The organism is Mesorhizobium sp. WSM4823, assembly GCF_055811195.1.
This window is the reverse complement of the sequence record NZ_JBVVQL010000014.1, coordinates 25,983-48,090: the sequence shown is the minus strand read 5'-3', so window position 1 is coordinate 48,090 and position 22,108 is coordinate 25,983. Positions and strand designations below refer to the sequence as shown.

Here is a 22,108-nt window from a genome sequence, read left to right as displayed (position 1 = left end):
AATCCTGCGAGAGCTTTTGGCCGGTTAGGCATGCAGAGCATGATCCCGAAAAGTGGAATCCCGTTTTTGTAAAGATCATGCTCAAACAAGAAAATAGAGCCCGCCCGATCCATCGGGTGGAACAAGCTCTAGGGAGCCGGATCATGCTGGGCAGGATCGCCGAGTTCTTCATCTTCGGTTTCGTGCCGCTGGTCGTCGGCATGCTGGCCGTTCCGGAGTTGTCTGTGGCCGCCGAGAAAGTCTTGAAGGGCGAAGTTCTATACCGCGAGCGCATTGCGCTGCCGCCCAACGCCGTGCTCTCGGTCCAGCTTGCCGATGTGTCGCTGGCTGATGCACCCGCCGCAATCCTCGGCGAACGCAAAGTGGCGCCGGCCGGCCAGGTGCCGATAAAATTCGAGATCAGCTTCGATCCCCAGGTGATCCGGCCCAACATGACGTATGCGCTGCAGGCGCGCATCACCGTCGACGACAGGCTGTTGTTCATTTCCGATATGCGCCACCAGGTCGACCCGCTGAGCGACACGCCGCAGACCATCATGCTGAAGATGGTGACGTCGAGCGAGAGACCTCCGGCGACCCCGGTGTTCGGTCAGAGCTGGCTGGTCGAGTATATCGACGGCATTGGTGTGATCGCCGAGCCGCAGGCGACATTCAGGATCAGCGAGGACGGCAAGGCCGGCGGCAGCGGCCCCTGCAACGTCTACTTCGCCATCGCCAAGGTCGATGGTTCGAGGATCGCCGTCAGCGGTATCGGTTCGACCTTCAAGGCCTGCGCGCCTGATGTCATGGCCGAGGAAAAAGCGCTGTTCGAGGCGCTGGCCAAGGCGGTGTCTTACCGCGTCGACGCCGGCAAGCTCACCATCGTCGACAAGGACGGCCGCGATATTTTGCGCTTCAATGCCGCGACCTGATCGCCGCAACGAAAAAAGGCCAGCATTGCGCTGGCCTTTCTGCATATGACGTGTTGATCTGAACGGTCAGCTCAGCCGACGATCTCGGTGTCGGAGAACCAGTATTTGATTTCCTGCGCGGCGGTTTCCGGCGCGTCGGAGCCGTGCACCGAATTCTCGCCGATCGACAGCGCGTGCACCTTGCGGATGGTGCCTTCGGCGGCGTTGGCCGGGTTGGTGGCGCCCATCACTTCGCGGTTCTTGGCAATGGCGTTCTCGCCTTCCAGCACCTGCACGACAGTCGGCGCCGACGACATGAATTCCACCAGCTCGCCGAAGAAAGGACGATCCTTGTGGACGGCATAAAAACCTTCCGCCTCGCGGCGGCTCATCCACACCCGGCGCGAGGCGATGACGCGCAGGCCGGCTTCTTCGAGCATCTGGGTGATGGCGCCGGTAAGATTGCGCCGGGTCGCGTCCGGCTTGATCATGGAAAAGGTGCGTTCGAGCGCCATGGAATCGTCCTTGTGATGAAAGTGGAATTGAGGGTGGCGGGCTCTATACAAGCCGCCCGTCTGCTTGCCAAGGGGAGGTGCTCGATCAGCGCGTCATGATGGTCGAGGCGCGCCGGACCTCCCAGCCTTCCCGTTCCAGCTCCGGCATGCTGTGATTCTCACTGGGGTAGCCGACGCAGAAATAACCGATCAGCGTCCACTCGGGCGGCACGTCCAGGATCGTCGCCATCTCGGCCGGATCGATGATCGAGACCCAGCCCATGCCTATTCCTTCGGCGCGCGCCGCCAGCCAAAATGTGTGGATCGCCATCACCGCCGAATAGTCTATGGTCGCGGGCATGGTCAGGCGGCCGAGCCCATGCCCCTGTTCCGTCGCGCGGTCGGCGAAAACTGCGAATTGACAAGGCGCCTCGTTCAGGCCGGCGAGCTTCAGGCGCGCATAGAGCGCGGCGCGTTCGCCGCCGAACGATGCGAGCGCCTCCGCATTGCAGCGTTCAAAGCATGCTCTGACGGCGGCGCGGCACTCAGCGCTCTCGACCACGACGAAACGCCAAGGCTGGCTCAGCCCGACCGACGGCGCAATGCTGGCGACGTCAAGCAGCCGCTCCAGCGCGCCTTCGGGGAGCGGCGTCGGCTTGAACCGCCTGACGTCCCGCCGCCACCGGAAGAGGTCGACCAGCGCGGCGCGAAAATCGTCCGGGAATTCCGGGCCTGATGTCATGGTGTCGTGATGCCTTTGTTAGGGCAGTAGGGCAGTAGGTATGCCCGCCGCCGCGACTCCTTACTCCTTACTCCCTACTGCCTACTGCCTATGCGGCGGCGGTAGCCGCCGCGACGGTGCGGCCGAGGCCGTCATGCAGATCGAGGCAGCGCTCGAACCACTGCGCCACCACATCGCTGCCGTCGAGCAACCGGTAGGGCGAGGCGATGCGCGCCCATTGCAGCGCGCCGAAGACGATGTAGTCGGCAAACAGCGGTGATTGGCCACCGATGAACGGCTGATGGGCGAGCGTCGCGCGCAACGGCTCCAGCGAGGCGCGGAAGGCGCCAAGGCCGGCGTCGCGCGCTGCCATCACCTCTTCCAGTCTCTTACCGAAGCGCTGTTCGCGGCTCTGGCGGAAATAGGCGGCGTTCGCCTCGTCCTGCATAGCGTGCAGGTCCATGATCGCCGCCGTGGTGACATAGGGATGAATAGTCAGTTGCGACCAGCGTTCGATGAAGCGCGCCATCGCCTTGCCGCCGTCGCCGCAAAACAATGTCGGCCGCTCAGGATAGGTCTCGTCGAGATAGAGCGCGATGGCGAAAGAATCGGCGACCACCTTCTCGCCGTCGCGGAGCACCGGAACGAGCTTCGACACGCCGCCTTCAACATTGGGCACTTCGAGAAAACGTGTCGGCACGGTTGAGATGTCGAGCCCCTTGTGGGCTAGCGCCATCGCCGCCTTCCAGCAATGCGGGCTGAACGGACGGGCGGCATCGCGTCCGACGAGGTCGTAGAGCAGAATGGTCATTGGCGGCAGCTTCCTTGCGGTCTACTTAGATCGACGTGCGTCCACCGTGCTTTTCCGAAAATCAGTACCGATTTTTGGGCCGATGCGGTAGGCACCCGGAACGGGTCTTGCGGGTCGGGAGAAAAAGATGAGACAGCACTTCATGATGTTTGCGGCCTATAATCAATGGGCCAATAGCCGCATCTACGATGCCGCGACCGATCTCGACGAGGAAGAATTCCACCGCAATGTCGGTGCTTTCTTCGGCTCGATGATGGGCACGCTCAACCATATTCTGACCACCGACCGGATCTGGATGAGGCGGTTTACCGGCGAGGGCGACGCGCCGGCCAGACTCGACACGATCCTGCATCGCGCCTTGCCGGGCTTGCGGCTGGCGCGCGAGGCCGAAGACAAAAGGATCATCGACTGGGTCGGGGCGTTAAGCGACAAGGCTTTGTCCGGCCGCTTTTCCTATATGACCGTCTCCGACATGCGCACGGTCTCGCAGCGGCTGGCGCCGGCGCTCGATCATTTCTTCAACCACCAGACCCATCACCGCGGCCAGGCGCACGTGATCCTTACCGTTCTGGGCCGGCCTTCGGTGTCACTCGATCTGACGCAGTTCCAGCGCAGCGAGGAGGGGCGCGCCTACGCCTGACTTGTGATTGTCCGCATCAATCACGATCGAATTGAAGGAAAGTCTTAGGACTTCATTTGCGTTCCCGCTTCAATATGTCCGTTATAGCGGGAGCGATGCATGCGGATCGATTTTTCCCCCACGAGTTGGGGCAGGGTGGTGGCGGTCACCGTTACTGGCACCGCCGTGTGCATCGCCGCCGCCTTCTTCGTTGATTCCTACAATTTCCCGTATCTGTCGCCTGAAGCGCTGTGGCGGGCGAAACTCACCGATCTGCTGCTGCCACTGGTTCTGGCCGGTCCGCTCTTGTTTTTCCTGATGTGGAAAATGCGCCAGCTCGCAATCGCGCAGAAGGAACTGGCCATTGTCGCGGCGACCGACAGTCTGACGGCAGTGCTCAACCGCGGTGCGTTTTCAATGCTTGTCGAAGCCTATCTCGAGCAGGCCCGCAGCCATTCCGTCGTCAGCTCCGGCGCCTTGCTGATCGTCGACGCCGACCATTTCAAGTCCGTCAACGATTGCCTCGGCCACGACTGCGGAGATCAGGCTCTCAAGCTGATCGCCAAGACCATTCGGGACCAGCTGCGCGGCGCCGACATCGTCGGGCGAATTGGCGGCGAGGAATTCGCAGTCTTCCTTCCTGGCGCCGACCGATCGCAATCCTGGCTAGTCGCGGAGGGGATCCGGCGCCGTATCCGCGAGGCGGACTTTTCCCCGGACGGGCGGCCCTGTCCCCTCTCGGTAAGTATCGGCGGGGTCGCTTTCAGCGGACCGACCACCTATTCCGAAATGTTCGTTGTGGCGGATAAACACCTCTACAAGGCTAAATCGAATGGCCGCGACCAGGTCAGCTTTGAAGCGGCGGGGTCGAGCGGCGTGCCCGACGGCGATCTGATGACGGTCCACTGAGGGCGTCGCCTCATGCCTGTGGTCGAAAACCTGCGAAGATGAACAACATCTTCGACGGGTCACGATCGCAAAGAGGCCTAGCCAGCCGCGTCAGGCTGCGTATCCGCCATGGCCCCGGGCGACCGGCTTGACCGAGACCGCCGGTTGGGCCGAAGGCCAGAGAATGCCTGCCGTCGTCGCGAAGGTGATCAAGGCATCCCGCGCCGCTTCGGGCGAGATATCGCCGGCGCGGGCCGCCTCGCAGGCTTTCACTGCCGCGCCATAGCTAAGGCGTCGCCGCGATGGCGGGAACTCGGTCAGGAATTCATGCATGTCGAAGAGCGAAGCGAGCATGCGCTTATGGCCGGCGCCAACGGTAACGGCGACCGGGGTAAAGAACGTCCTGTCGTGCATTCTGGCCTCTCGAGTTGGGCGGAGGTAACGGCGGACGCCGCTCTCCGACGGGTCGGACGCCCAGAAACGCGGATTGCGGCATGAGGTTCCATGTTGCCGAGATTTTGATTTTCGCACTGTGCTCCGTGGCCTGAACACCGTGCCGAAAGGGGCTATTTCCACATGTCACGCATGCGGGCGCCAAGGTCGACGCGCACTTGCGGCTGGCGGCGCGGATCGTCCCTGGCCTGAACGCTCGCCCATGATGTCTGTTCGAAGGCGCCGAGTATCGAGGCCGGGATGAAGCGGGTGCGCGAGGCGTAAACATGGCGATCGCCGCGCGCCGCCTGGCCGTGGACGAAAAAGCGTTGCGGCAGGACTAGGTGAAGGCCATCCTTGGCCCGCGTCATTGCCACGTAGAGCAGGCGGCGCTCCTCGTCGATGTCCTCCTTCGAGCCGACGGCGAGATCGATCGGGATGCAGCCGTCGACGGTGTTGAGCACGAACACGTTCTTCCATTCCTGGCCCTTGGCGGAATGGATGGTCGACAGGATCAGATAGTCCTCGTCGCGAAGCGGCGGCCCGGCTTCGTCGCTGGTCGCATCAGGTGGATCGAGTGTCAGCTCGGTGAGGAAACGTTCGCGCGAGGCATAGCCCGAGGCGATCTGTTCGAGCTGCAGAATATCGGCCCGGCGCGTCGTTGCATCCTCGTGGATGCGCTCCAGATGCGGCTCGTACCAGAGCCTGACCTGTTCGAGATCAACAGGCCATTTTCCAAACCCGGTGCGAAGCTGTGAGAACAGCGCGACGAATGCCGGCCAGTCGTCGGCGGCGCGTTGTGGCGGCCGGTAACGCGCCAGCCCCATCGCTTCGTCGAGCGATGTCGCCATGGTGTCGACGATCTGCGAAGCCGCCGAAGGGCCGACGCCGGGCAAAAGCTGCAGCACGCGAAAACCGGCGACGCGGTCGCGCGGGTTTTCGGCGAAGCGCAGCACCGCCAGCACGTCTTTGATATGGGCGGCATCGAGGAACTTCAGCCCGCCGAACTTGACGAACGGGATGTTGCGGCGCGTCAGCTCGATCTCCAGCGGCCCGCTGTGGTGCGAAGCGCGAAACAGCACGGCCTGCGCCTTCAGCGCCGTGCCGGCCTCACGCTCGGTCAGGATCGCCTGGCAGACGTAGCTCGCCTGCTCGGCCTCGTCGCGGACGCTGACCAGCTTCGGCTTTTCGGCCGATTTACGCTCCGACCAGAGATTTTTGGTAAAGCGCTCCGAGGCCTCGCCGATCACCGCATTGGCGGCCGCCAGGATGGTCTCGGTCGAGCGGTAGTTGCGCTCCAGCATGACGATCTCGGCCGGCCGCGCGAACTGCTTGGGGAAGTCGAGGATGTTGCGCACTTCCGCTGCGCGAAACGAATAGATCGACTGCGCATCGTCGCCGACCACCGTCAGCCCGGATCCGTCCGGCTTCAGTGCCGTGAGGATCGAGGCCTGCAGCCGGTTGGTATCCTGGTACTCATCGACCAGAATATGGTCGAAGCGCCCGCCCAGATGCGCTGATATCTCGGACTCGCCCCCCATCTGCGCCCAGTAGAGCAGCAGATCGTCGTAATCGAGCACGTTCTGCGCCTGCTTGGCCTCGACATATCGGGCGAACAGCGCTTTGAGCTGTTCTGCCCAGCCGGCGCACCAGGGAAACACCGAACCCAGGACCTCGCCGAGCGGCGCCTGCGCGTTGACGGCGCGCGAATAGATCGCCAGGCACGTGCCCTTGGTCGGAAAACGGCCCTCCGTCTTCGAGAAGCCGAGTTCGTGCCTGATAAGGTTCATCAGGTCGGCGGAATCCTCGCGGTCATGGATGGTGAAGGCCGGATCGAGGCCGATCTCCAGCGCGTAGTCGCGCAGCAGCCTGGCGCCGATGCCGTGAAACGTGCCAGCCCAGGTGAGAGCATCGGTGATGACTGAAGCGTCCCGCCCGAGCACCTCGCCGGCGATGCGCTCGACCCGCTTGGCGAGTTCCGATGCGGCGCGACGCGAAAACGTCATCAACAAAATGCGGCGCGGGTCGGCACCTCTGACGATCAGATGCGCAACGCGATGCGCCAGCGTGCTGGTCTTGCCGGACCCGGCCCCGGCGATCACCAGCAACGGGCCGGCGACCTTTCCGTCGCCATGCTCGACGGCATGGCACTGCTCGGCATTCAGCTTTGCGAGATAGGCAGGCCTGAAGGTCGAATCACGGGCAGCGAGGTTCATTGCCCATCAAGCATCGTTTCCGCTTTGTTCGCAACGGTTTCGACGCGGCAATCGATGCGCCCGATTCTATTTGGTGCACCAGCCGATGAACTCGACCTAGCGCTGGGGCTCTGCGCCCATCGCTGCGGACTGCCGCTGCAGCGACTTGTCGTCTTCGGGAGGCGGCAGCAACAGCGGATCGAAGTCGTCGGGCACCTCGTCGATGATTTCCCTTGTTATGCGGTAGGCCACGTAAACGGCGGCCCCGGCTATGAGCAGACGGATCATGATTTTCTCCATTGGTGTGAACCAACCGGAGAGGCCGCATTTTGTTCCCAGCCTTCCCACGCCCCCGCTGCCTGAGCGTGCAACCAAATCGGCACCGTCTCGTTTGCCCGTGACAGGAGGTTGCGATGAACAAGCTCTCGATCTTGCTGGCTTTAGCGATGACGCTGGCTGTCGCGGCTTGCGACAACAACATCCCGCCGACGAAGGCTCCTGGCACCGTCAACCAAAACCCGCAGGTCGACCCTGCACCCAAATCGACGTCAGGCGGTGATTAACCCGGCACGCCGCCGGCACAGTGAACGCTGTGGGGAAAAATGGCCGGCGCCGCTTGGGAGGAGATGGCGCCGGCCAGGCGGGTATCAGGTCCGCCGCACACCTAGACATAGCTGAGTCTTGCCCTTGCGTCATGGTGCGATCGCGGAAGACGACCGCGTTGTACGGGCAATTAACTGACAAATGCGCGATTTTCGGATGCGAGAGGTTAATGCTCGCCAGGCGCCATCATTTGGTCGTCGCGACAGGTTCCAGCCCGAATGCGGGGTGACCTCTTGTCCGGCGAGCCGGCCACGGCATCAGGCAACCTGCTGGCGCCGGCCGTTTTCATGGCCTTATGCGGCCAACCGGCCCCCAAGGCCTTGCGAAGCGCCGACGTCCCGTGCAAAAGCGCGGCCATGCTGATCATCAACGACCTTTCGCTCCGCATGGCCGGACGCCTGCTTCTCGACCATGCCTCGCTGACTTTGCCGGCCGGCAGCAAGGCTGGGCTTGTCGGCCGCAACGGCACCGGCAAGACCACTTTGTTCAAGGCGATCACCGGCGATTTCGCCTCCGAGACGGGATCGATCAGCCTGCCGAAGAACACGCGCATCGGCCAGGTGGCGCAGGAAGCGCCCGGCACGGAGGAGCCGCTGATCGAGATCGTGCTCAAGGCCGACCTTGAACGCTCCGCATTGCTCGATGAAGAAAAGACGGCGACCGATCCGCACCGCATTGCCGACATCCACATGCGGCTGGCCGACATCGACGCCCATTCGGCCGAATCGCGCGCCGCCACCATCCTCGCAGGCCTCGGCTTCGACGATGCCGCCCAGAGGCGGCCGGCCTCGTCCTTCTCCGGCGGCTGGCGCATGCGCGTGGCGCTGGCGGCAGTGCTGTTTGCCGAGCCCGATCTGCTGCTGCTCGACGAGCCGACCAACTACCTCGACCTCGAAGGCACGCTGTGGCTGGAAAACTACGTGTCGAAATATCCGCACACCGTGCTTTTGATCTCGCACGACCGCGACCTGCTCAACCGCGCCGTCAACTCGATCGTCCATCTCGACCAGAAGAAGCTGACCTTCTGGCGCGGCGGCTACGACCAGTTCGAACGGCAATACACCGAGCAGCGCGAATTGCAGGAGAAGGGCAGGGTCAAGCAGGAAGCCGCGCGCAAGCACATGGAATCCTTCGTCGAGCGCTTCCGCGCCAAGGCTTCGAAGGCGAGGCAGGCACAGTCCCGCATCAAGGCGCTGGAAAAGATGAAGCCGATCGCCGCGATCGTGAACGATAACGTGCGGCCGTTCTCCTTTCCCGAGCCGGTGAAGACGGTCGCATCGCCAATCATCGCGCTGAACAATGTCAATGTCGGCTACACCGAGGGCGAGCCGATCCTGAAGAAAATGACGCTGCGCATCGATGCCGACGATCGCATCGCGCTGCTCGGCGCCAACGGCAACGGCAAGTCGACCTTCGCCAAATTGCTGTCGGGCCGCCTGAAGCAGGAAAGCGGCACGATGACGGTGGCGCCCGGCCTGAAAGTGGCCATCTTCGCCCAGCACCAGCTCGACGATCTCCGGCCGAACGAAAACGCCTATGAGCATGTCCGTCGGCTGATGCCTGAAGCGCCGGAATCGAAAGTACGCGGCCGCGTCGCACAGTTCGGGCTGACCACCGAGAAGATGAACACCGCCGCCAAGGACCTGTCCGGTGGCGAGAAGGCGCGCCTCCTGATGGGCCTGTCGGCTTTCGAGGGGCCGAACCTGTTCATCCTCGACGAGCCGACCAACCATCTCGACATCGACAGCCGTGAGTCGCTGATCCATGCGCTGAACGAGTTTCCTGGCGCCGTCATCCTGATCTCGCACGACCGCCATCTGCTCGAGGCGACGGCAGACCGGCTGTGGCTGGTCAAGGACGGCGCGGTCAACCCCTATGATGGCGACCTCGAGGATTACAAGACGCTGGTCACCGGTGTCTCCGGCGACCGACGCGGCAAGCGCGAGGCGGAAAAGGCCTCGAAGGCCGACCGCCGCCGCGATGCGGCCGCACGCCGCGCCGCCTTCGAGCCGCTGGCCAAGGAGATCCGCGCCACCGAAGCGTTGATGGACCGCATCCGCAACCGCATCGACCTGATCGAAGACGAACTCGCCAATCCGGCAGTCTATGAAAAGGATCCCTCGACCGCGACACGGCTGGCCAAGGAGCGCTCGCAACTGGCCCAGACGCTGGCCGCCCACGAGGAAAAATGGCTGTCGATGTCGGCGGAATATGAGGAAGGCACGGCGGAGTAGCGCCATCTGGCCCTACACGCCGCTGCCATAAACGGCTAGTTTGGCCTCATGAACCAACACGCCAAGCTCAGGATCGGCCATTCGGCCTGTCCGCATGATTGCCCGTCGACCTGCGCGCTCGAAGTCGAATTGCTCGATGCGGGACGCATCGGCCGCGTCCACGGCGCCAAGGCCAACAGTTACACATCAGGCGTCATCTGCGCCAAGGTCGCCCGCTATGCCGACCGCGTCCATCATCCCGACCGCTTGCTGAAGCCGCTGATCCGTGCCGGCGCCAAGGGCGAGGGCGCCTGGAAGGAAGCGAGCTGGGAGGCCGCACTCGACCTCGTCGCCGAAAAATTCATCGCGGCCGAGGCAAAATACGGCTCGGAGACGGTCTGGCCCTATTACTATGCCGGCACAATGGGGCTGGTGCAACGCGACGGCATCGAACGGCTGCGCCATGCAAAAAGATATTCCGGCTTCTTCAGTTCGATCTGCACCAACCTGGCCTGGACCGGCTGGATGATGGGGGCAGGGGCCTTGCGCGGTCCCGACCCGCGCGAGATGGCCAAATCCGATTGTGTGGTGATCTGGGGCACCAATGCCGTGGTCACCCAGGTCAACGTCATGACCCACGCGATCAAGGCGCGCAAGGAACGCGGCGCCAAGATCGTCGTCATCGACGTCTATGAGAACGCGACGATGAAGCAGGCCGATCTCGGTCTGGTGCTGAAGCCCGGCACCGACGGCGCGCTGGCCTGCGCGGTGATGCATTTGCTGTTTCGTGACGGCCTGGCCGACCGCGCCTATCTCCAGAAATACACCGACGACCCGCACGGTCTGGAAGCGCATCTTCAGACCAGGACGCCGCAATGGGCGGCTGATATCACCGGACTTTCTGTCGACGAGATCGAGGCCTTCGCCCGCCTCGTAGGCACGACGAAGAAAACCTATTTCCGCCTCGGCTACGGCTTTTCGCGCCAGCGCAACGGTTCGGTCAACATGCATGCCGCCGCCTCGATCGCCGCGGTCACCGGCTGCTGGCAGTATGAGGGCGGCGGCGCCTTCCATTCCAATTCGGGCATCTTCAAGCTCAACCAGGAAGTGCTGGAAGGCACGCGGATGCGCGACCCCGCGATCCGCCATCTCGACCATTCGCGCATCGGCCCGGTGCTGACCGGCGCGGCGGATGCGCTCTATGGCGGTCCGCCGGTGACGGCGCTGCTGATCCAGAACACCAATCCGGTCAATGTCGCGCCGGAGCAGCGGCTGGTGAAGCAAGGTTTTCTACGCGACGACCTGTTTTCCTGCGTGCACGAGCAGTTCATGACCGACACTGCAAAACTCGCCGATGTCGTGCTGCCGGCGACGATGTTTCTCGAGCATGACGACGTCTACAAGGGCGGCGGCAATCAGCACATCACGCTCGGTCCGAAGCTGATCGACCCGCCGGAAGGGCCGCGTACCAACCATTTCGTCATCGAGGAACTCGGCAAAAGGCTGGGTGTCGGCGACAAGCCTGGCTTCGGCATGACCGAGCAGCAGCATATCGACATCATCTTGGGCAAGCGCGGCCTGGGCAGTTTTTCCAGCCTCAAGGAAGAAAAGTGGGTCGATTTGCAGCCGGATTTCGAGGCGGCGCATTTTATCAACGGCTTCGGCCACGCGGACGGAAAATTCCACTTCCGCGCCGACTGGACCGGGCAGGCGGCGCCCAACCGGCCGCCGAAAAGCATGGGCCTGTTCGGGCCGTTGGCAAGCCTGCCGGAATTTCCCGACCATATCGACCTGATCGAGGTGGCGGATGCGGCGCATCCGTTCCGGCTGGCCACCTCGCCGGCGCGCAATTTCCTCAACTCGACGTTTTCGGAGACGCCGGTGTCGAAGGCCAAGGAGGGCCGGCCGCAACTTTTGCTGCATCCCGACGATGCGGCTGGACTCGGGCTGGCCGACGGCGGCCGTGTCGAAGTCGGTAATGCGCGCGGCGAAGTCGTGCTGCACGCAAGATTGTTCTACGGCATCAAGCGCGGCGTCGTGGTCGCCGAAGGCATCTGGCCGAACAGCGCCCACGAGCGCGGCGAGGGCATCAACGTCCTGACCGGCGCCGACGCGCCGGCGCCCTATGGCGGTGCGGCTTTCCACGACAATAAGGTCTGGCTGCGCGCGCTTTGAGGTTGCAGGAGCCAACTGGGTGCCGGGACGCTCGTGGCGCTTGGGGCGACTGAGGGCGTCTCTTTCACTCTTCACTCTGTCGTAACTCTGTTATGAAATCGAACCGATCGGTTCGTTTCTATTGACGCATCGTGCAGGATGGTGTGAACGCTGGCTCGGCCAATACTAAGTTCCGCGGCATGCAAATTCGCGCAACGATTTGAAATCAAATCTAAAAATTGTGGCGGAGGAAGCCCTTTAGCGGATTTCAAGCGTCCCATTCCAGGTGCGGGCGGAACATCTTCGTGATTGGAAATCGCGGCAATGCCAACCCACTTCGGGGTGGTCCGAACGACGCGAAATCCTCCCAAGGCACGCCACCAAACGGACACAACACTGAAAAACATGAAAATACTGGAGTACCTGAAATGACCAAGATTGCTCTTACCGCCGCTGCCATCCTTATTGCCACAGGCAGTGCCTTTGCCGGCAGCGACCACTATGGTTCGGACGGCGTCAATCAGCCGGCGGCGCCCGTTACCACTGGCCAGGCTGCCAACGTCGATAACACCTTCACGGGTTCGATCCGTAAGCTGTTCCCGGCTGAGCACAACGCCGTCAACACCAATTCGACGACGACTCCGTACGGCGCGGATCAGTCCGTCGCGCCTCAATCCGGGCGGGGCAACTGGGGCCGTTAAGCCCTCAAACTCCGGGCACAAAGAGCGGCGGGTTTGACCCGCCGTTCTTGCTTTTGCGTAATCAGATCATAGTTTGCAGCGCCGCCCGTTTCTTAGGCGCGCAGAGGGCGGCTAATTTTGCGCAGGATGCTTTCCGAGACCGAAGGTCAGCGCAGCAAAAATCGGTCGATCCTCGGATCAAGCGCTAGCGCAGATCCTTCGGCCAAACGCAGTGCGTCAGCCGCGCATCGCCGAGGGCCAGCCGTGCCCAACTGCCGTCGAAAACGAAGCGGGCAAGGGCCGCCGTCGGGAATTTTTCTTCAAGCTTTTTGAGTGCCTCGGCATCTGATCCGGCGCCGGCGAACTGGCGCGCGAATTCCTCCAGGCCGGGATTGTGGCCAATCACCAAAAGGCTGCTTGTCCCCGCATTTGCCTGCCGTATCTTGGCGAGAACGTCTGCCGCACTGGCCTCATAGAGGGCCTGAACAAATTTGGCCGGCGTTTTCGCCGGCAATTCCGCCGAGACCAGCCGCCATGTGTCGCGGGCGCGCAGCGCCGGCGACACCAGCGCCAGATCGGGCAGCCAGCCCTGCCTGGCCAATTCGCGCCCGATCAGCGGGGCGGCCTTCAGGCCGCGCCCGGAAAGCGGCCGGTCGAAGTCGATGAGGTCAGGATCGTCCCAACTCGACTTGGCGTGACGCAAAAGAAGGAGTTGTTTCATTGTCGCCATGCCAGCCTCTGCTCGGGGCGTGATGCGCGCCAGCTACTGCCAATCGCAGTTGCCATGATCTTTCAAAATAGCGCCGAGACGTCGCGTGCGCCATGCACGACGCGAACGACCTCGACGCGTTGTTCCGCCAAGCGATAAAGCACGAGATAATTGCCGGCCGTCAGCGCTCTCACCTCGGCGCCGATGTCCGGTCTCTTGGGGCCGGATTCAGGGAAGCTGGCCAATTGCAAGATGCGCGCCGCTATGGCGTCCAGAAAGCGATCCGCGGCAAGCGGGCTGTCCGTCGCAATGCCAAACCAGATTTCGATCAGATCGTTTTCGGCGGCCGGGCTGCGGACAATGAGGATGTCAGCCATTCCGCTGTGTTTTTTTGGCAGCGTCGCTGAACCGGCTGTGCGCCTTCAGCTTGATGTCCTCGATGTCGAAAGGTGCGAACGGACCGCTTTCCAGTCCCTCAGTCCAAGCCTTGCGGAGCCGTTCTGCTTCGGCCTCGCGCAAGGGCTGGCGCAGCCGCCATTCGCGCAGCGCCTCGCGGATCACTTCGCTCGCCGACGCATATTGCCCGCTGGCCACGGCGCCCTTGACCATATCCAGCAGCTCGGGGGAAAGCGCCACGCTGACTTTCTCGACTGTCGCCATCAAAATCTCTCCTCAAGAGAGTGGGTAGCAATATTTGCTACCAATTTCAACGACAACAGCCTTCGGGACGGGCGCTCAGGGCGTGATGCGCGCCAGGTGCTCGAGATCGCTCTCCTCGCGTAGCGGATCAGGCGCCATCACCACGGAGGTGCTGTTGTCGGCATCGTCGGCGAAGTGGGCAAGCACGGTGCGGCCATCTTCCATCCGTGCCTTGCCCTCGGCGACCAGCCCGAGTGCCAGCGGATAAAGCCTGTGCTCCGCCTTCAGCACGCGGGCGGCCAGCGTATCCTCATTGTCGCCGACCATCACCGGTACGGCAGCCTGGGCGATGATCGGCCCGTCGTCCATATCGAGCGTTACGAAATGCACCGTGCAGCCATGGATGCGCGTGCCCGCGCGCAGCGCGCGCGCATGGGTGTCGAGGCCCTTGAAGGCCGGCAGCAGGGCAGGGTGGATGTTGATCATCCGTCCCAGCCATTTCTCGACGAAGCGCGCGCCAAGAATTCGCATGTAACCGGCCAACGCCACGATCTCGGCGCCGAACGAGACAAGTGCCGCGTCGATCGCCCGGTCATGCGCTTCCTTGCTGGTATAGTCGGCTCGCGAAATCACCTTGGTGGCGATGCCGCGCGCCGTCGCGATACCGAGACCAGCAGCATTGGCCCGGTCGGAAATGACGCCGATGATCTCAGCCGGATAATCCGGGTTGCTCGCCGCGGCGATCAGCGCCGTCATGTTGGAGCCGCGTCCCGAAATCAGCACCACAGTGCGTTTGCGCATCCTCATAGGCCGATCGAGCCCCGATAGATCACGCCGGCGTCGCGGCGCGGCACGATGCGGCCGATCGGCGTTACGGTCTCGCCCGCCTCCTGCAGCACGGCCGCGACCTGTGCGGCCTGGCCGGAGGCGACGGCGAGGATCATGCCGACGCCGCAATTGAAGGTACGCATCATCTCTTCAGGTGCTACCCCGCCGGTCTTTGACAACCACGAGAACACCGGCGGCACCTCGATGGCGTCGAGGTCGAGCTCGGCCGAAAAATCCTTCGGCAGGACGCGCGGAATGTTTTCAGGAAAGCCGCCGCCGGTGATGTGGGCCAGCGCCTTGATGCCATGCGTGCCGCGGATCGCCTTGAGGATCGACTTGACGTAGATGCGGGTCGGCTCGAGCAGCGCTTCGGCCAGCGTGGCTTCATCATTGAAGGGCGCCGGATCGGCCCACGAAAGGCCGCTGGTGGCGACGATGCGGCGGACCAGCGAAAAGCCGTTCGAATGCAGGCCCGACGAGGCCAGCCCCAACAGCACGTCGCCCTCGACGATGTCGTCGGTCGGCAGCAGCTGGCCGCGTTCGGCCGCGCCCACGGCAAAGCCGGCAAGGTCGTAGTCCTTGCCGTGATACATTCCGGGCATTTCCGCCGTCTCGCCGCCGATCAGCGCGCATCCGGCCTGCCGGCAGCCCTCGGCGATGCCGCCGACGATCGCCGCACCCTGGTCGGGATCGAGCTTGCCGGTGGCGAAATAGTCGAGGAAGAACAAGGGCTCGGCGCCCTGCACGACGATGTCGTTGACGCACATGGCGACGAGGTCGATGCCGATCGTGTCGTGCTTGCCGGCATCGATGGCGATCTTCAGCTTGGTGCCGACGCCGTCATTGGCGGCGACCAGTACCGGGTCGGAGAAGCCGGCGGCCTTGAGGTCGAACAGGCCGCCGAAGCCGCCGATCTCGCCATCGGCGCCCGGCCGGCGCGTCGCGCGCACCAGCGGTTTGATCTTCTCGACCATGAGATTGCCGGCATCGATGTCGACACCCGCCTCGGCATAGGTGAGCCCGTTCTTGCGCTTGCTCATTTCTGGCGCCTGCTCATCTCTGTTTCCACTTGCTTGAGGGCTCTTCGCATGAACGCTTTTGCCTCGCAAGGCAAGCGAGCGATGGCGATGTTCAATTGGAGATCGGCCGAACCGGACTCCCTACGCTCCAGCAGTAGAAAGAAACGCCCGCCAGCGCAGCGGCGAGGGCACCGACGGTCGCAAAGGACCGGACCTCGTCGCTCGGGAGGGCCCCGTAGGAGAAACCGGCGGCGATCAAACTTGCCACCACGGTCCAAACGCCCGGGTTTACGGCGACTGACCGACCGAAAACGAACGCCACGGCGGTAGCCACCAGACAAAGAGGCCAAGACGCCAGAAGGCCGACCACTAAGGCAAAAACGAAACTGATCAAAAGGTCATGCATCGACGCGTCGCGGTGTGGAGTTGTAAAAGATGCGAAAGCTAGGAGGCTTTCTGTTACCCCGGCCAAATAGCAAAGTGTGACACGCAGGGCGATTGTAAATCTCTGTGCCATCGTCATTCGTTAGGTTCATTTTTTCGGTCTGGGGTGGAGCAGGTGAGCGAGGAGAGAGCGTCGCCACTTGCCCTAGCGTCTTATCTCCATCATGTATCATTAAAACAGAAACGACGGGACATGCGTTTGACCATCCCCAACATGATCACGATCATGCGTTTCGTGCTGGTGCCGGGCGTGGTGCTGGCCATGCTGCAGTCGCACTGGGACTGGGCTTTCGCCGGCTTCCTGATCGCCGGCATTTCCGACGGCGTCGACGGTTTCATCGCCCGCCATTTCAATCAGTTTTCGCGGCTTGGCGCCTATCTCGATCCGATGGCCGACAAATTGCTGCTGGTCTCGGTGTTCGTGGTGCTGGGCTTTATCGGTGAATTGCCGCTGTGGCTGGTCGTCACCATGGTGTCGCGCGATGCGCTGATCGTCTGCGCCGTCGTTTTATCCACCGTCATGACCCACCCGGTCGAGATGAAGCCGCTGCTCGTGTCGAAAGCCAATACCGCCATCCAGATCGTGCTGGCGGCGGTGGTGCTCGGCGAACTGGCTCTCGCCCTCGACCTCGATCCGCTCAGGCCGGTGCTCATATTGCTGTCCGGGGTCTTGACCGTGGCTTCGGCCGCGGCCTATCTCGTGGCTTGGCTGAGGCATATGAGCGGCTATGGCGAAGGCTCCACACCGGGTACCTGACCAGGACATCGACGCGGCAGCCGAGGCTGCGGCGGCCGATGCCGCCGCGTCTGGCGTGTTTCGCCGCCAAATCCGCTTCTGGCTGATCAGCGCCATCATCCTCGCGGTCTTCCTCTACGTCTTCAGCGGCATCCTTCTGCCGTTCGTCGCAGGCATGGTGCTCGCCTACTTCCTCGACCCGGTCGCCGACCGGCTGCAGCGGCTCGGCCTGTCCAGGCTGATGGCGACGGTCGTCATCCTGTTTGCCTTCATCGTCGTTCTGGTGCTGGCCTTCGTCATTTTGGTTCCAGTGCTGGCCTCGCAGATGGCCGATTTTGCCAGCAAGCTGCCGGAATACCTGACCCGGCTGCAGACCCTGATCACCAGCTTCGATCCGAGATGGCTGGAAGAGAAATTCGGCGTCGACGCCAATGGCCTGCGCGAAGGGCTGAATTCGCTGCTGACCTCCGGCTTCGGGCTTTTGACCACGGTGTTCACCTCGATATGGAGCTCCGGCGTGGCGCTGGTGTCGGTGGTCAGCCTGTTCGTGGTGACACCAGTCGTTGCCTTTTACATGCTGCTCGACTGGGACCGCATGGTGGCGATCGTCGACAGCTGGGTGCCGCGCGACTATGTCAAGACCGTTAGGGCGATTGCCAACGACATCAACACTGCCACCGCCGGTTTTGTGCGCGGCCAGGGCACGCTGTGCCTGGTGCTGGGCGCCATGTATGCCACCGGCCTGACGTTGACCGGCCTGAATTTCGGCATTCTCATCGGCCTGTTCGCCGGACTGATCTCCTTCATCCCCTATGTCGGCTCGCTGACCGGGCTGGTGCTGGCCGTCGGCGTCGCCTTCGTTCAGTTCTGGCCGGACTGGACCATGATCGCGGCGGTGGCCGGCGTGTTCTTCGTCGGCCAGTTCATCGAGGGCAACATCCTGCAGCCGAGGCTGGTCGGCAAAAGCGTCGGCCTGCACCCGGTTTGGCTGATGTTTTCGCTGTTTGCCTTCGGTGCGCTGTTCGGCTTCGTCGGCCTGCTCATCGCCGTGCCGGCCTCCGCCGCCGTTGCCGTTCTGGTGCGCTTTGCCATTTCCCGCTATCTCGAATCGCCGCTCTACAAGGGCCACAGCACCGAACCTGTCCCGCCGCTGCCGGCGCGTCGCCGCGGGAGCAGCGGGCCGCGCAGTTGAGCTAGATGCCGGACAACAAGATCGATCCGCCGCGCCAGTTGCCGCTCGATCTCGGCCACGGCACCGGCTATTCGCGCGACGAGCTCGTCGTCTCCGGCACCAACAGCCAGGCGGCGGCGTTAGTCGATCGCTGGCCGGACTGGCCGTCGGCGGTGGTTGTGCTCGCCGGCCCGGCAGGCTCTGGAAAAACCCACCTGGCGTCGATCTGGCGCGCCCGCGCCGGGGCTGTGGCAGTCGACGCCGGGCGCATCGGCGACTGCATCGCGAGCCTCGGCGCGCGTCCGGCCCTGATCGACGATGTCGATGCCGGTCCGGTCGATGAAGAGGGGCTGTTCCATCTGATCAACGCGGTGCGCGGGGCCGGCTCGACCTTGCTCTTGACCGCGCGGCGCTTTCCGTCCGCCTGGGGCGTCAGGCTCCCGGACCTCGCCTCGCGACTGAAGGCGGCGGCGACAGTCGAGATCCACGAGCCGGACGATCTCTTGCTGGCGGGTGTCATCACCAAACTGTTCGCCGACCGTCAGGTCGAGGTAGAGCCGCATGTCGTGCAGTATCTGGTGCGCCGCATCGAACGCTCGCTGGCCACCGCGATGCGGGTGGTGGAGCGGCTCGACCGCACCGCGCTCGAGCGCAAGACGCCAATCACGAGAGCACTCGCCGCCGAAACCGTCAGCGCCATGGATGAGGGGCAGGGCGAGTTCGAGATTTGATACGACTAACTCCCTGGTGTCCCATTTCGGGAAACCAGTGCTGGCATCTGTCTTGCAATGTCAGCCTTGCCGGCTAACCCCGGTCCTGATTGCGTATCAAATCAGGTTGTAGGCTCGCCGGGAGTTGAGGCGGTTGGGGTTCTCTTCCCGGCGAGCTTACCTTTGGCCGTTGTAATGGACCGTTGAATGGTCTATTTTCACCTGCAAGCATGGACCAGAGGATGGTCTATAAAGGAGCGGCTGATGCAGGTATCCGTTACAGACGCCAAGGGACAGCTGACAGAATTGGTGCGTCGTGCCGAGGCAGGTGACGAGATCATTCTGACCCGTCACGGTCACGCGGCCGTGCGTCTGGTTCCCGTCAAGGCGATGCCGGACAGGAAAAGCCGCCGGGCATTGCTGGAGGCGATGCGGGCATCCGGCGCCGCGAGGGCAAAGGCCGGGCCATCTGCCGCGCGAAGCCAGGATTTCCTCTACGGCGACGATGGCCTGCCCGAATGATCGTGGTCGATACCTCGGCGCTGATGGCGATCGTTCTTGACGAGCCGGAGGCTGATGCCTGCATCGCGGCGCTCGAGGCAGAAGACGACATTCTGATTTCCGCCGGCACCGTGGCCGAAGCGCTGATCGTCGCGGCGCGGCGCAATGTCGGCGAAGAGCTTTCCGGACTGATCGACGGGCTTGGTTTCGAAATTGCGGCAGTGACGCCGGCTTCTGCGCGTCGCATCGCCGAGGCCTACGCAAAATGGGGTAAAGGCATTCACCCGGCCGCGCTCAATTTCGGTGACTGCTTCGCCTATGAGGTGGCGAAGGAACATGCCTGTCGCCTGCTTTATGTCGGCGACGATTTTTCGAGGACCGATATCGAGAGCGCTCTCTAAGGAAGCAAAGCAAGGACCATAGGCGCGATTTTGCTTTGCTGCCCAGGTCGAGCCGCCACCGCTCCCACGTTCAGTTCCCGCCGCCCGCAAGCGCTGTCCGTTCGACGCCAAAGCGCCTGCGGTAATCGCCCGGCACGAGCCCGGTTATCCTGGCGAACACTTTGCGGAAGGAGCCGGGATCGTCATAGCCGACATCCCAGGCGATCTGGTCGATTGATCGGGTCGTCGCTTCCAGCATCTCACGCGCCTTGCCGACGCGCAGGTACTGGCAATATTCGGTCGGCTTGAGGCCGGTAGCGTTGCGAAAGCGGCGCAAAAAAGTCCGCTCCTCCAGGGCCGCATGCTCCGCCATGGTGGCAAGCGTCACATCGCGCGCGCCTCTCGCCTGGAGCCAGTGCTGCACCTTGAGAATGGCTTCGTCGCCATGGTTCAGCCTGGGAGCGAAGGGGCTGTAGAAGCGCTGTTCGCGCCCCGGCGGATCCACCAGCATGAAGCGGGCGGTGTCCATCATGACGGTCGGCCCAAGCACCCTGTCGACGAGTTTTAGGCCGAGATCGGTCCATGCCATGTAGCCGCCGGCGGTGATGATGTCGCCATCGTCGATGACCAGTTTGTCGGCATCCAGTGCGATGTCGGGGAAGCGCATCGCCAGCGCGTCGCGATAGGCCCAATGCGTGGTTGCAGCACGACCCGACAGCAGGCCGGTCTCGGCAAGCACGAAGGCGCCGGCGCAGACCGAGCCGAGCGTCGCGCCCGCCGCATGGCGGGCCGTGAGCCAGCCGGCATAGGGCGCGGCCGACTCTCGGGGGATCGGATCACCTAGGGTCGGAGGCAAGATGACCATGGCCGGTCCATTGCCAGGGCCGGGGTCGCTGTCGTCGGGCTCGCTGTCGAAGGTGCGGATGATCGTTTGGTTCGCCTCCTGCCATTGCCAATGGCTGACACGAAGCCTCAGCGCGTCCGGCGAGCGTTCGGCAGCCAGGCGGTTGGCCAGCTGGAAGAGATCGGTCAGCCCAAGAACAGCCGCTTCCTGAACGCCGGGATAAACAACGAGGCCGATTTCGACCGTATCGCGTGCCGCAACCATCTGTCAGTTTTGCCGTGTCAAATGTCTGTTTTGCCAATCGTCACCATGACGCCGTTGCAGTAGCTTGTCCACAGAAGGAAACGAACCTTCCCCCCAACAACTTCAGCTATCCACATCAAGGAGCACGATGATGAGCACATTCACCACCAAAGACGGCACCGAGATTTTCTACAAGGATTGGGGCACAGGCCAGCCAATCGTGTTTCATCACGGTTGGCCGCTCAGCGCCGATGACTGGGACAACCAGATGCTGTTCTTCCTCGACAAGGGTTATCGCGTCATCGCGCATGATCGGCGCGGGCATGGCCGCTCGACACAGACGGCGACCGGCAACGAGATGGACACATACGCCGCCGACGTCGCAGCCCTGGTTGCCCATCTGGATTTGAAAGATGCCGTTCACATCGGCCACTCGACCGGCGGCGGCGAGGTGGCGCGTTACGTTGCTCGCTACGGTGGCGAAGGACGCGTCGCCAAGGCGGTGCTGATCGGCGCGGTGCCGCCGATCATGGTCAAGACCGACAGCAACCCCGGCGGTCTGCCGATTGCGGTCTTCGACGGCTTCCGTGCCGCTCTGGTCGCTGACCGCGCCCAGTTCTACAGGGATGTGCCGGCCGGCCCGTTCTACGGCTTCAACCGCCAGGGCGCCAAGGTCTCGCAAGGGGCTGTCGATAATTGGTGGCGCCAGGGCATGATGGGCGGAGCCAAGGCTCATTATGACTGCATCGAGGCTTTTTCCGAAACCGACTTCACCGACGACCTGAAGAAGATCGACGTGCCCGTCCTGATCATGCACGGCGATGACGACCAGATCGTGCCGATCGCCGACTCCGCTCTGCTTGCAGCCAAGCTCGTGAAGCAAGGCACGCTCAAGGTCTACAAGGGCCTTCCGCACGGAATGTGCACCACCCACCCGGAGATCATCAATCCGGATCTCCTCGCGTTCATCCAAAGCTGACGCTCGGAGCTTCAGGCGGGCACGCTCGGAAATCCGGGCTGCCCGTCGGCCGCAGTCCGGCGCAGGTGCACCGGCAGCACGGCTGATGATTGCGATGAATGAATGGTCGGAGTGGAGAGATTCGAACTCCCGACCCTCTGGTCCCAAACCAGATGCGCTACCAGGCTGCGCTACACTCCGACACCAAGAATTGCTTGGGTTTGCG

Annotated in this window: 25 protein-coding genes and 1 tRNA gene; 13 read left to right on the top strand and 13 right to left on the bottom strand. The window is 63.0% G+C overall.

Annotated features, from left to right (window positions below; all coding sequences use genetic code 11):
- Positions 1 to 143: 143 nt before the first annotated feature.
- Entirely contained in the window at positions 144 to 911 is a 768-nt protein-coding gene (locus AC0L26_RS26540) for a YbaY family lipoprotein (protein ID WP_473635236.1), read from the top strand.
- 71 nt (positions 912 to 982) lie between these two features.
- Here AC0L26_RS26540 and ndk read toward each other — a convergent pair whose 3' ends face one another.
- The 3 genes from ndk to AC0L26_RS26525 all read right to left on the bottom strand — a co-directional run bounded on the left by ndk (position 983) and on the right by AC0L26_RS26525 (position 2,916).
- Positions 983 to 1,405, bottom strand: a complete 423-nt coding sequence (gene ndk, locus AC0L26_RS26535; protein WP_352928811.1) for a nucleoside-diphosphate kinase — start codon at positions 1,403 to 1,405, stop codon at positions 983 to 985.
- A gap of 85 nt (positions 1,406 to 1,490) precedes the next feature.
- Positions 1,491 to 2,126, bottom strand: a complete 636-nt coding sequence (bluB, locus tag AC0L26_RS26530; protein ID WP_473635235.1) for a 5,6-dimethylbenzimidazole synthase — start codon at positions 2,124 to 2,126, stop codon at positions 1,491 to 1,493.
- An 88-nt stretch (positions 2,127 to 2,214) separates the two neighbouring features.
- Positions 2,215 to 2,916: a glutathione S-transferase family protein gene (locus tag AC0L26_RS26525; protein WP_473635234.1), complete on the bottom strand. Its 702-nt coding sequence runs from the start codon at positions 2,914 to 2,916 to the stop codon at positions 2,215 to 2,217.
- Between the two features lie 127 nt (positions 2,917 to 3,043).
- Between AC0L26_RS26525 and AC0L26_RS26520 the strand changes: the two genes are divergently transcribed.
- Together AC0L26_RS26520 and AC0L26_RS26515 are read left to right on the top strand one after the other, a co-directional pair.
- Positions 3,044 to 3,556 (top strand): DinB family protein, encoded by a 513-nt coding sequence (locus tag AC0L26_RS26520; RefSeq protein ID WP_473635233.1) that lies wholly within the window; start codon positions 3,044 to 3,046, stop codon positions 3,554 to 3,556.
- A 99-nt stretch (positions 3,557 to 3,655) separates the two neighbouring features.
- Positions 3,656 to 4,444 (top strand): GGDEF domain-containing protein, encoded by a 789-nt coding sequence (locus tag AC0L26_RS26515; protein ID WP_473635232.1) that lies wholly within the window; start codon positions 3,656 to 3,658, stop codon positions 4,442 to 4,444.
- A 90-nt stretch (positions 4,445 to 4,534) separates the two neighbouring features.
- Here the strand turns inward: AC0L26_RS26515 and AC0L26_RS26510 are convergent, their stop codons facing one another.
- The 3 genes from AC0L26_RS26510 to AC0L26_RS26500 form a co-directional block, all read right to left on the bottom strand.
- On the bottom strand, positions 4,535 to 4,837 hold the full coding sequence (locus AC0L26_RS26510; RefSeq protein ID WP_352928804.1) for a DUF982 domain-containing protein: 303 nt from the start codon (positions 4,835 to 4,837) through the stop codon (positions 4,535 to 4,537).
- 152 nt (positions 4,838 to 4,989) lie between these two features.
- Positions 4,990 to 7,071, bottom strand: coding sequence for an ATP-dependent helicase (locus tag AC0L26_RS26505; protein WP_352928803.1), 2,082 nt, complete (start codon positions 7,069 to 7,071; stop codon positions 4,990 to 4,992).
- Between the two features lie 96 nt (positions 7,072 to 7,167).
- Positions 7,168 to 7,338: a hypothetical protein gene (locus AC0L26_RS26500; protein WP_352928802.1), complete on the bottom strand. Its 171-nt coding sequence runs from the start codon at positions 7,336 to 7,338 to the stop codon at positions 7,168 to 7,170.
- Positions 7,339 to 7,463: 125 nt separating this feature from the next.
- Between AC0L26_RS26500 and AC0L26_RS26495 the strand changes: the two genes are divergently transcribed.
- The 4 genes from AC0L26_RS26495 to AC0L26_RS26480 all read left to right on the top strand — a co-directional run bounded on the left by AC0L26_RS26495 (position 7,464) and on the right by AC0L26_RS26480 (position 12,721).
- Positions 7,464 to 7,613, top strand: coding sequence for a hypothetical protein (locus AC0L26_RS26495; RefSeq protein ID WP_473635231.1), 150 nt, complete (start codon positions 7,464 to 7,466; stop codon positions 7,611 to 7,613).
- Between the two features lie 396 nt (positions 7,614 to 8,009).
- Positions 8,010 to 9,887 carry an ABC-F family ATP-binding cassette domain-containing protein gene (locus AC0L26_RS26490; protein WP_473635333.1) on the top strand — a complete coding sequence of 626 codons (1,878 nt, stop codon included), beginning with the start codon at positions 8,010 to 8,012 and terminating at the stop codon, positions 9,885 to 9,887.
- 48 nt (positions 9,888 to 9,935) lie between these two features.
- Positions 9,936 to 12,041, top strand: coding sequence for a molybdopterin-containing oxidoreductase family protein (locus AC0L26_RS26485; protein WP_473635230.1), 2,106 nt, complete (start codon positions 9,936 to 9,938; stop codon positions 12,039 to 12,041).
- Positions 12,042 to 12,448: 407 nt separating this feature from the next.
- A complete protein-coding gene (locus AC0L26_RS26480) occupies positions 12,449 to 12,721 on the top strand; it encodes a DUF680 domain-containing protein (RefSeq protein ID WP_473635229.1) in 273 nt (90 codons plus the stop codon).
- A gap of 184 nt (positions 12,722 to 12,905) precedes the next feature.
- Here AC0L26_RS26480 and AC0L26_RS26475 read toward each other — a convergent pair whose 3' ends face one another.
- The 5 genes from AC0L26_RS26475 to purM all read right to left on the bottom strand — a co-directional run bounded on the left by AC0L26_RS26475 (position 12,906) and on the right by purM (position 15,916).
- Entirely contained in the window at positions 12,906 to 13,421 is a 516-nt protein-coding gene (locus tag AC0L26_RS26475) for a SixA phosphatase family protein (protein ID WP_473635228.1), read from the bottom strand.
- A gap of 71 nt (positions 13,422 to 13,492) precedes the next feature.
- Complete coding sequence (locus AC0L26_RS26470; protein ID WP_473635227.1) at positions 13,493 to 13,786, bottom strand: type II toxin-antitoxin system RelE/ParE family toxin; 294 nt, start codon at positions 13,784 to 13,786, stop codon at positions 13,493 to 13,495.
- Positions 13,779 to 14,069, bottom strand: coding sequence for a type II toxin-antitoxin system ParD family antitoxin (locus tag AC0L26_RS26465; protein ID WP_473635226.1), 291 nt, complete (start codon positions 14,067 to 14,069; stop codon positions 13,779 to 13,781). Before AC0L26_RS26465 ends, AC0L26_RS26470 begins: the two co-directional genes overlap by 8 nt.
- 75 nt (positions 14,070 to 14,144) lie before the next feature.
- Complete coding sequence (purN, locus tag AC0L26_RS26460; protein ID WP_473635225.1) at positions 14,145 to 14,855, bottom strand: phosphoribosylglycinamide formyltransferase; 711 nt, start codon at positions 14,853 to 14,855, stop codon at positions 14,145 to 14,147.
- On the bottom strand, positions 14,852 to 15,916 hold the full coding sequence (gene purM, locus AC0L26_RS26455) for a phosphoribosylformylglycinamidine cyclo-ligase (RefSeq protein WP_473635224.1): 1,065 nt from the start codon (positions 15,914 to 15,916) through the stop codon (positions 14,852 to 14,854). The genes purN and purM overlap by 4 nt, the downstream gene beginning before the upstream one ends.
- A gap of 622 nt (positions 15,917 to 16,538) precedes the next feature.
- Between purM and AC0L26_RS26450 the strand changes: the two genes are divergently transcribed.
- The 5 genes from AC0L26_RS26450 to AC0L26_RS26430 all read left to right on the top strand — a co-directional run bounded on the left by AC0L26_RS26450 (position 16,539) and on the right by AC0L26_RS26430 (position 19,858).
- Positions 16,539 to 17,096, top strand: a complete 558-nt coding sequence (locus AC0L26_RS26450; protein ID WP_473635332.1) for a CDP-alcohol phosphatidyltransferase family protein — start codon at positions 16,539 to 16,541, stop codon at positions 17,094 to 17,096.
- On the top strand, positions 17,068 to 18,267 hold the full coding sequence (locus tag AC0L26_RS26445) for an AI-2E family transporter (protein WP_473635223.1): 1,200 nt from the start codon (positions 17,068 to 17,070) through the stop codon (positions 18,265 to 18,267). Before AC0L26_RS26450 ends, AC0L26_RS26445 begins: the two co-directional genes overlap by 29 nt.
- 5 nt (positions 18,268 to 18,272) lie before the next feature.
- Positions 18,273 to 18,977, top strand: coding sequence for a DnaA regulatory inactivator HdaA (gene hdaA, locus AC0L26_RS26440; RefSeq protein ID WP_473635222.1), 705 nt, complete (start codon positions 18,273 to 18,275; stop codon positions 18,975 to 18,977).
- Between the two features lie 243 nt (positions 18,978 to 19,220).
- Positions 19,221 to 19,478: a type II toxin-antitoxin system Phd/YefM family antitoxin gene (locus tag AC0L26_RS26435; protein ID WP_473635221.1), complete on the top strand. Its 258-nt coding sequence runs from the start codon at positions 19,221 to 19,223 to the stop codon at positions 19,476 to 19,478.
- Positions 19,475 to 19,858 carry a type II toxin-antitoxin system VapC family toxin gene (locus AC0L26_RS26430; RefSeq protein WP_473635219.1) on the top strand — a complete coding sequence of 128 codons (384 nt, stop codon included), beginning with the start codon at positions 19,475 to 19,477 and terminating at the stop codon, positions 19,856 to 19,858. Before AC0L26_RS26435 ends, AC0L26_RS26430 begins: the two co-directional genes overlap by 4 nt.
- 70 nt (positions 19,859 to 19,928) lie before the next feature.
- On the opposite strand, the gene AC0L26_RS26425 is transcribed toward AC0L26_RS26430, so the two are convergent.
- A complete protein-coding gene (locus AC0L26_RS26425) occupies positions 19,929 to 20,945 on the bottom strand; it encodes a GlxA family transcriptional regulator (protein ID WP_473635218.1) in 1,017 nt (338 codons plus the stop codon).
- Between the two features lie 130 nt (positions 20,946 to 21,075).
- Between AC0L26_RS26425 and AC0L26_RS26420 the strand changes: the two genes are divergently transcribed.
- Positions 21,076 to 21,903, top strand: a complete 828-nt coding sequence (locus tag AC0L26_RS26420) for an alpha/beta fold hydrolase (RefSeq protein ID WP_473635217.1) — start codon at positions 21,076 to 21,078, stop codon at positions 21,901 to 21,903.
- Positions 21,904 to 22,006: 103 nt separating this feature from the next.
- Here the strand turns inward: AC0L26_RS26420 and AC0L26_RS26415 are convergent.
- Positions 22,007 to 22,083: transfer RNA gene (locus tag AC0L26_RS26415), tRNA-Pro, on the bottom strand.
- Between the last annotated feature and the right edge of the window lie 25 nt (positions 22,084 to 22,108).

What these genes read in the sequence shown, in the direction of transcription:
- hdaA (WP_473635222.1), top strand. Translation starts at nt 18,273, where the DNA reads ATGCCGGACAACAAGATCGATCCGCCGCGCCAGTTGCCGCTCGATCTC.
- ndk (WP_352928811.1), bottom strand. Translation starts at nt 1,405, where the DNA reads ATGGCGCTCGAACGCACCTTTTCCATGATCAAGCCGGACGCGACCCGG.
- AC0L26_RS26510 (WP_352928804.1), bottom strand. Translation starts at nt 4,837, where the DNA reads ATGCACGACAGGACGTTCTTTACCCCGGTCGCCGTTACCGTTGGCGCC.
- AC0L26_RS26540 (WP_473635236.1), top strand. Translation starts at nt 144, where the DNA reads ATGCTGGGCAGGATCGCCGAGTTCTTCATCTTCGGTTTCGTGCCGCTG.
- AC0L26_RS26470 (WP_473635227.1), bottom strand. Translation starts at nt 13,786, where the DNA reads ATGGCTGACATCCTCATTGTCCGCAGCCCGGCCGCCGAAAACGATCTG.
- AC0L26_RS26520 (WP_473635233.1), top strand. Translation starts at nt 3,044, where the DNA reads ATGAGACAGCACTTCATGATGTTTGCGGCCTATAATCAATGGGCCAAT.
- AC0L26_RS26490 (WP_473635333.1), top strand. Translation starts at nt 8,010, where the DNA reads ATGCTGATCATCAACGACCTTTCGCTCCGCATGGCCGGACGCCTGCTT.
- AC0L26_RS26475 (WP_473635228.1), bottom strand. Translation starts at nt 13,421, where the DNA reads ATGAAACAACTCCTTCTTTTGCGTCACGCCAAGTCGAGTTGGGACGAT.
- AC0L26_RS26500 (WP_352928802.1), bottom strand. Translation starts at nt 7,338, where the DNA reads ATGATCCGTCTGCTCATAGCCGGGGCCGCCGTTTACGTGGCCTACCGC.
- bluB (WP_473635235.1), bottom strand. Translation starts at nt 2,126, where the DNA reads ATGACATCAGGCCCGGAATTCCCGGACGATTTTCGCGCCGCGCTGGTC.
- AC0L26_RS26465 (WP_473635226.1), bottom strand. Translation starts at nt 14,069, where the DNA reads ATGGCGACAGTCGAGAAAGTCAGCGTGGCGCTTTCCCCCGAGCTGCTG.
- AC0L26_RS26495 (WP_473635231.1), top strand. Translation starts at nt 7,464, where the DNA reads ATGAACAAGCTCTCGATCTTGCTGGCTTTAGCGATGACGCTGGCTGTC.
- purM (WP_473635224.1), bottom strand. Translation starts at nt 15,916, where the DNA reads ATGAGCAAGCGCAAGAACGGGCTCACCTATGCCGAGGCGGGTGTCGAC.
- AC0L26_RS26505 (WP_352928803.1), bottom strand. Translation starts at nt 7,071, where the DNA reads ATGAACCTCGCTGCCCGTGATTCGACCTTCAGGCCTGCCTATCTCGCA.
- AC0L26_RS26425 (WP_473635218.1), bottom strand. Translation starts at nt 20,945, where the DNA reads ATGGTTGCGGCACGCGATACGGTCGAAATCGGCCTCGTTGTTTATCCC.
- AC0L26_RS26485 (WP_473635230.1), top strand. Translation starts at nt 9,936, where the DNA reads ATGAACCAACACGCCAAGCTCAGGATCGGCCATTCGGCCTGTCCGCAT.
- AC0L26_RS26515 (WP_473635232.1), top strand. Translation starts at nt 3,656, where the DNA reads ATGCGGATCGATTTTTCCCCCACGAGTTGGGGCAGGGTGGTGGCGGTC.
- AC0L26_RS26525 (WP_473635234.1), bottom strand. Translation starts at nt 2,916, where the DNA reads ATGACCATTCTGCTCTACGACCTCGTCGGACGCGATGCCGCCCGTCCG.
- AC0L26_RS26480 (WP_473635229.1), top strand. Translation starts at nt 12,449, where the DNA reads ATGACCAAGATTGCTCTTACCGCCGCTGCCATCCTTATTGCCACAGGC.
- AC0L26_RS26445 (WP_473635223.1), top strand. Translation starts at nt 17,068, where the DNA reads ATGGCGAAGGCTCCACACCGGGTACCTGACCAGGACATCGACGCGGCA.
- AC0L26_RS26420 (WP_473635217.1), top strand. Translation starts at nt 21,076, where the DNA reads ATGAGCACATTCACCACCAAAGACGGCACCGAGATTTTCTACAAGGAT.
- AC0L26_RS26435 (WP_473635221.1), top strand. Translation starts at nt 19,221, where the DNA reads ATGCAGGTATCCGTTACAGACGCCAAGGGACAGCTGACAGAATTGGTG.
- purN (WP_473635225.1), bottom strand. Translation starts at nt 14,855, where the DNA reads ATGAGGATGCGCAAACGCACTGTGGTGCTGATTTCGGGACGCGGCTCC.
- AC0L26_RS26430 (WP_473635219.1), top strand. Translation starts at nt 19,475, where the DNA reads ATGATCGTGGTCGATACCTCGGCGCTGATGGCGATCGTTCTTGACGAG.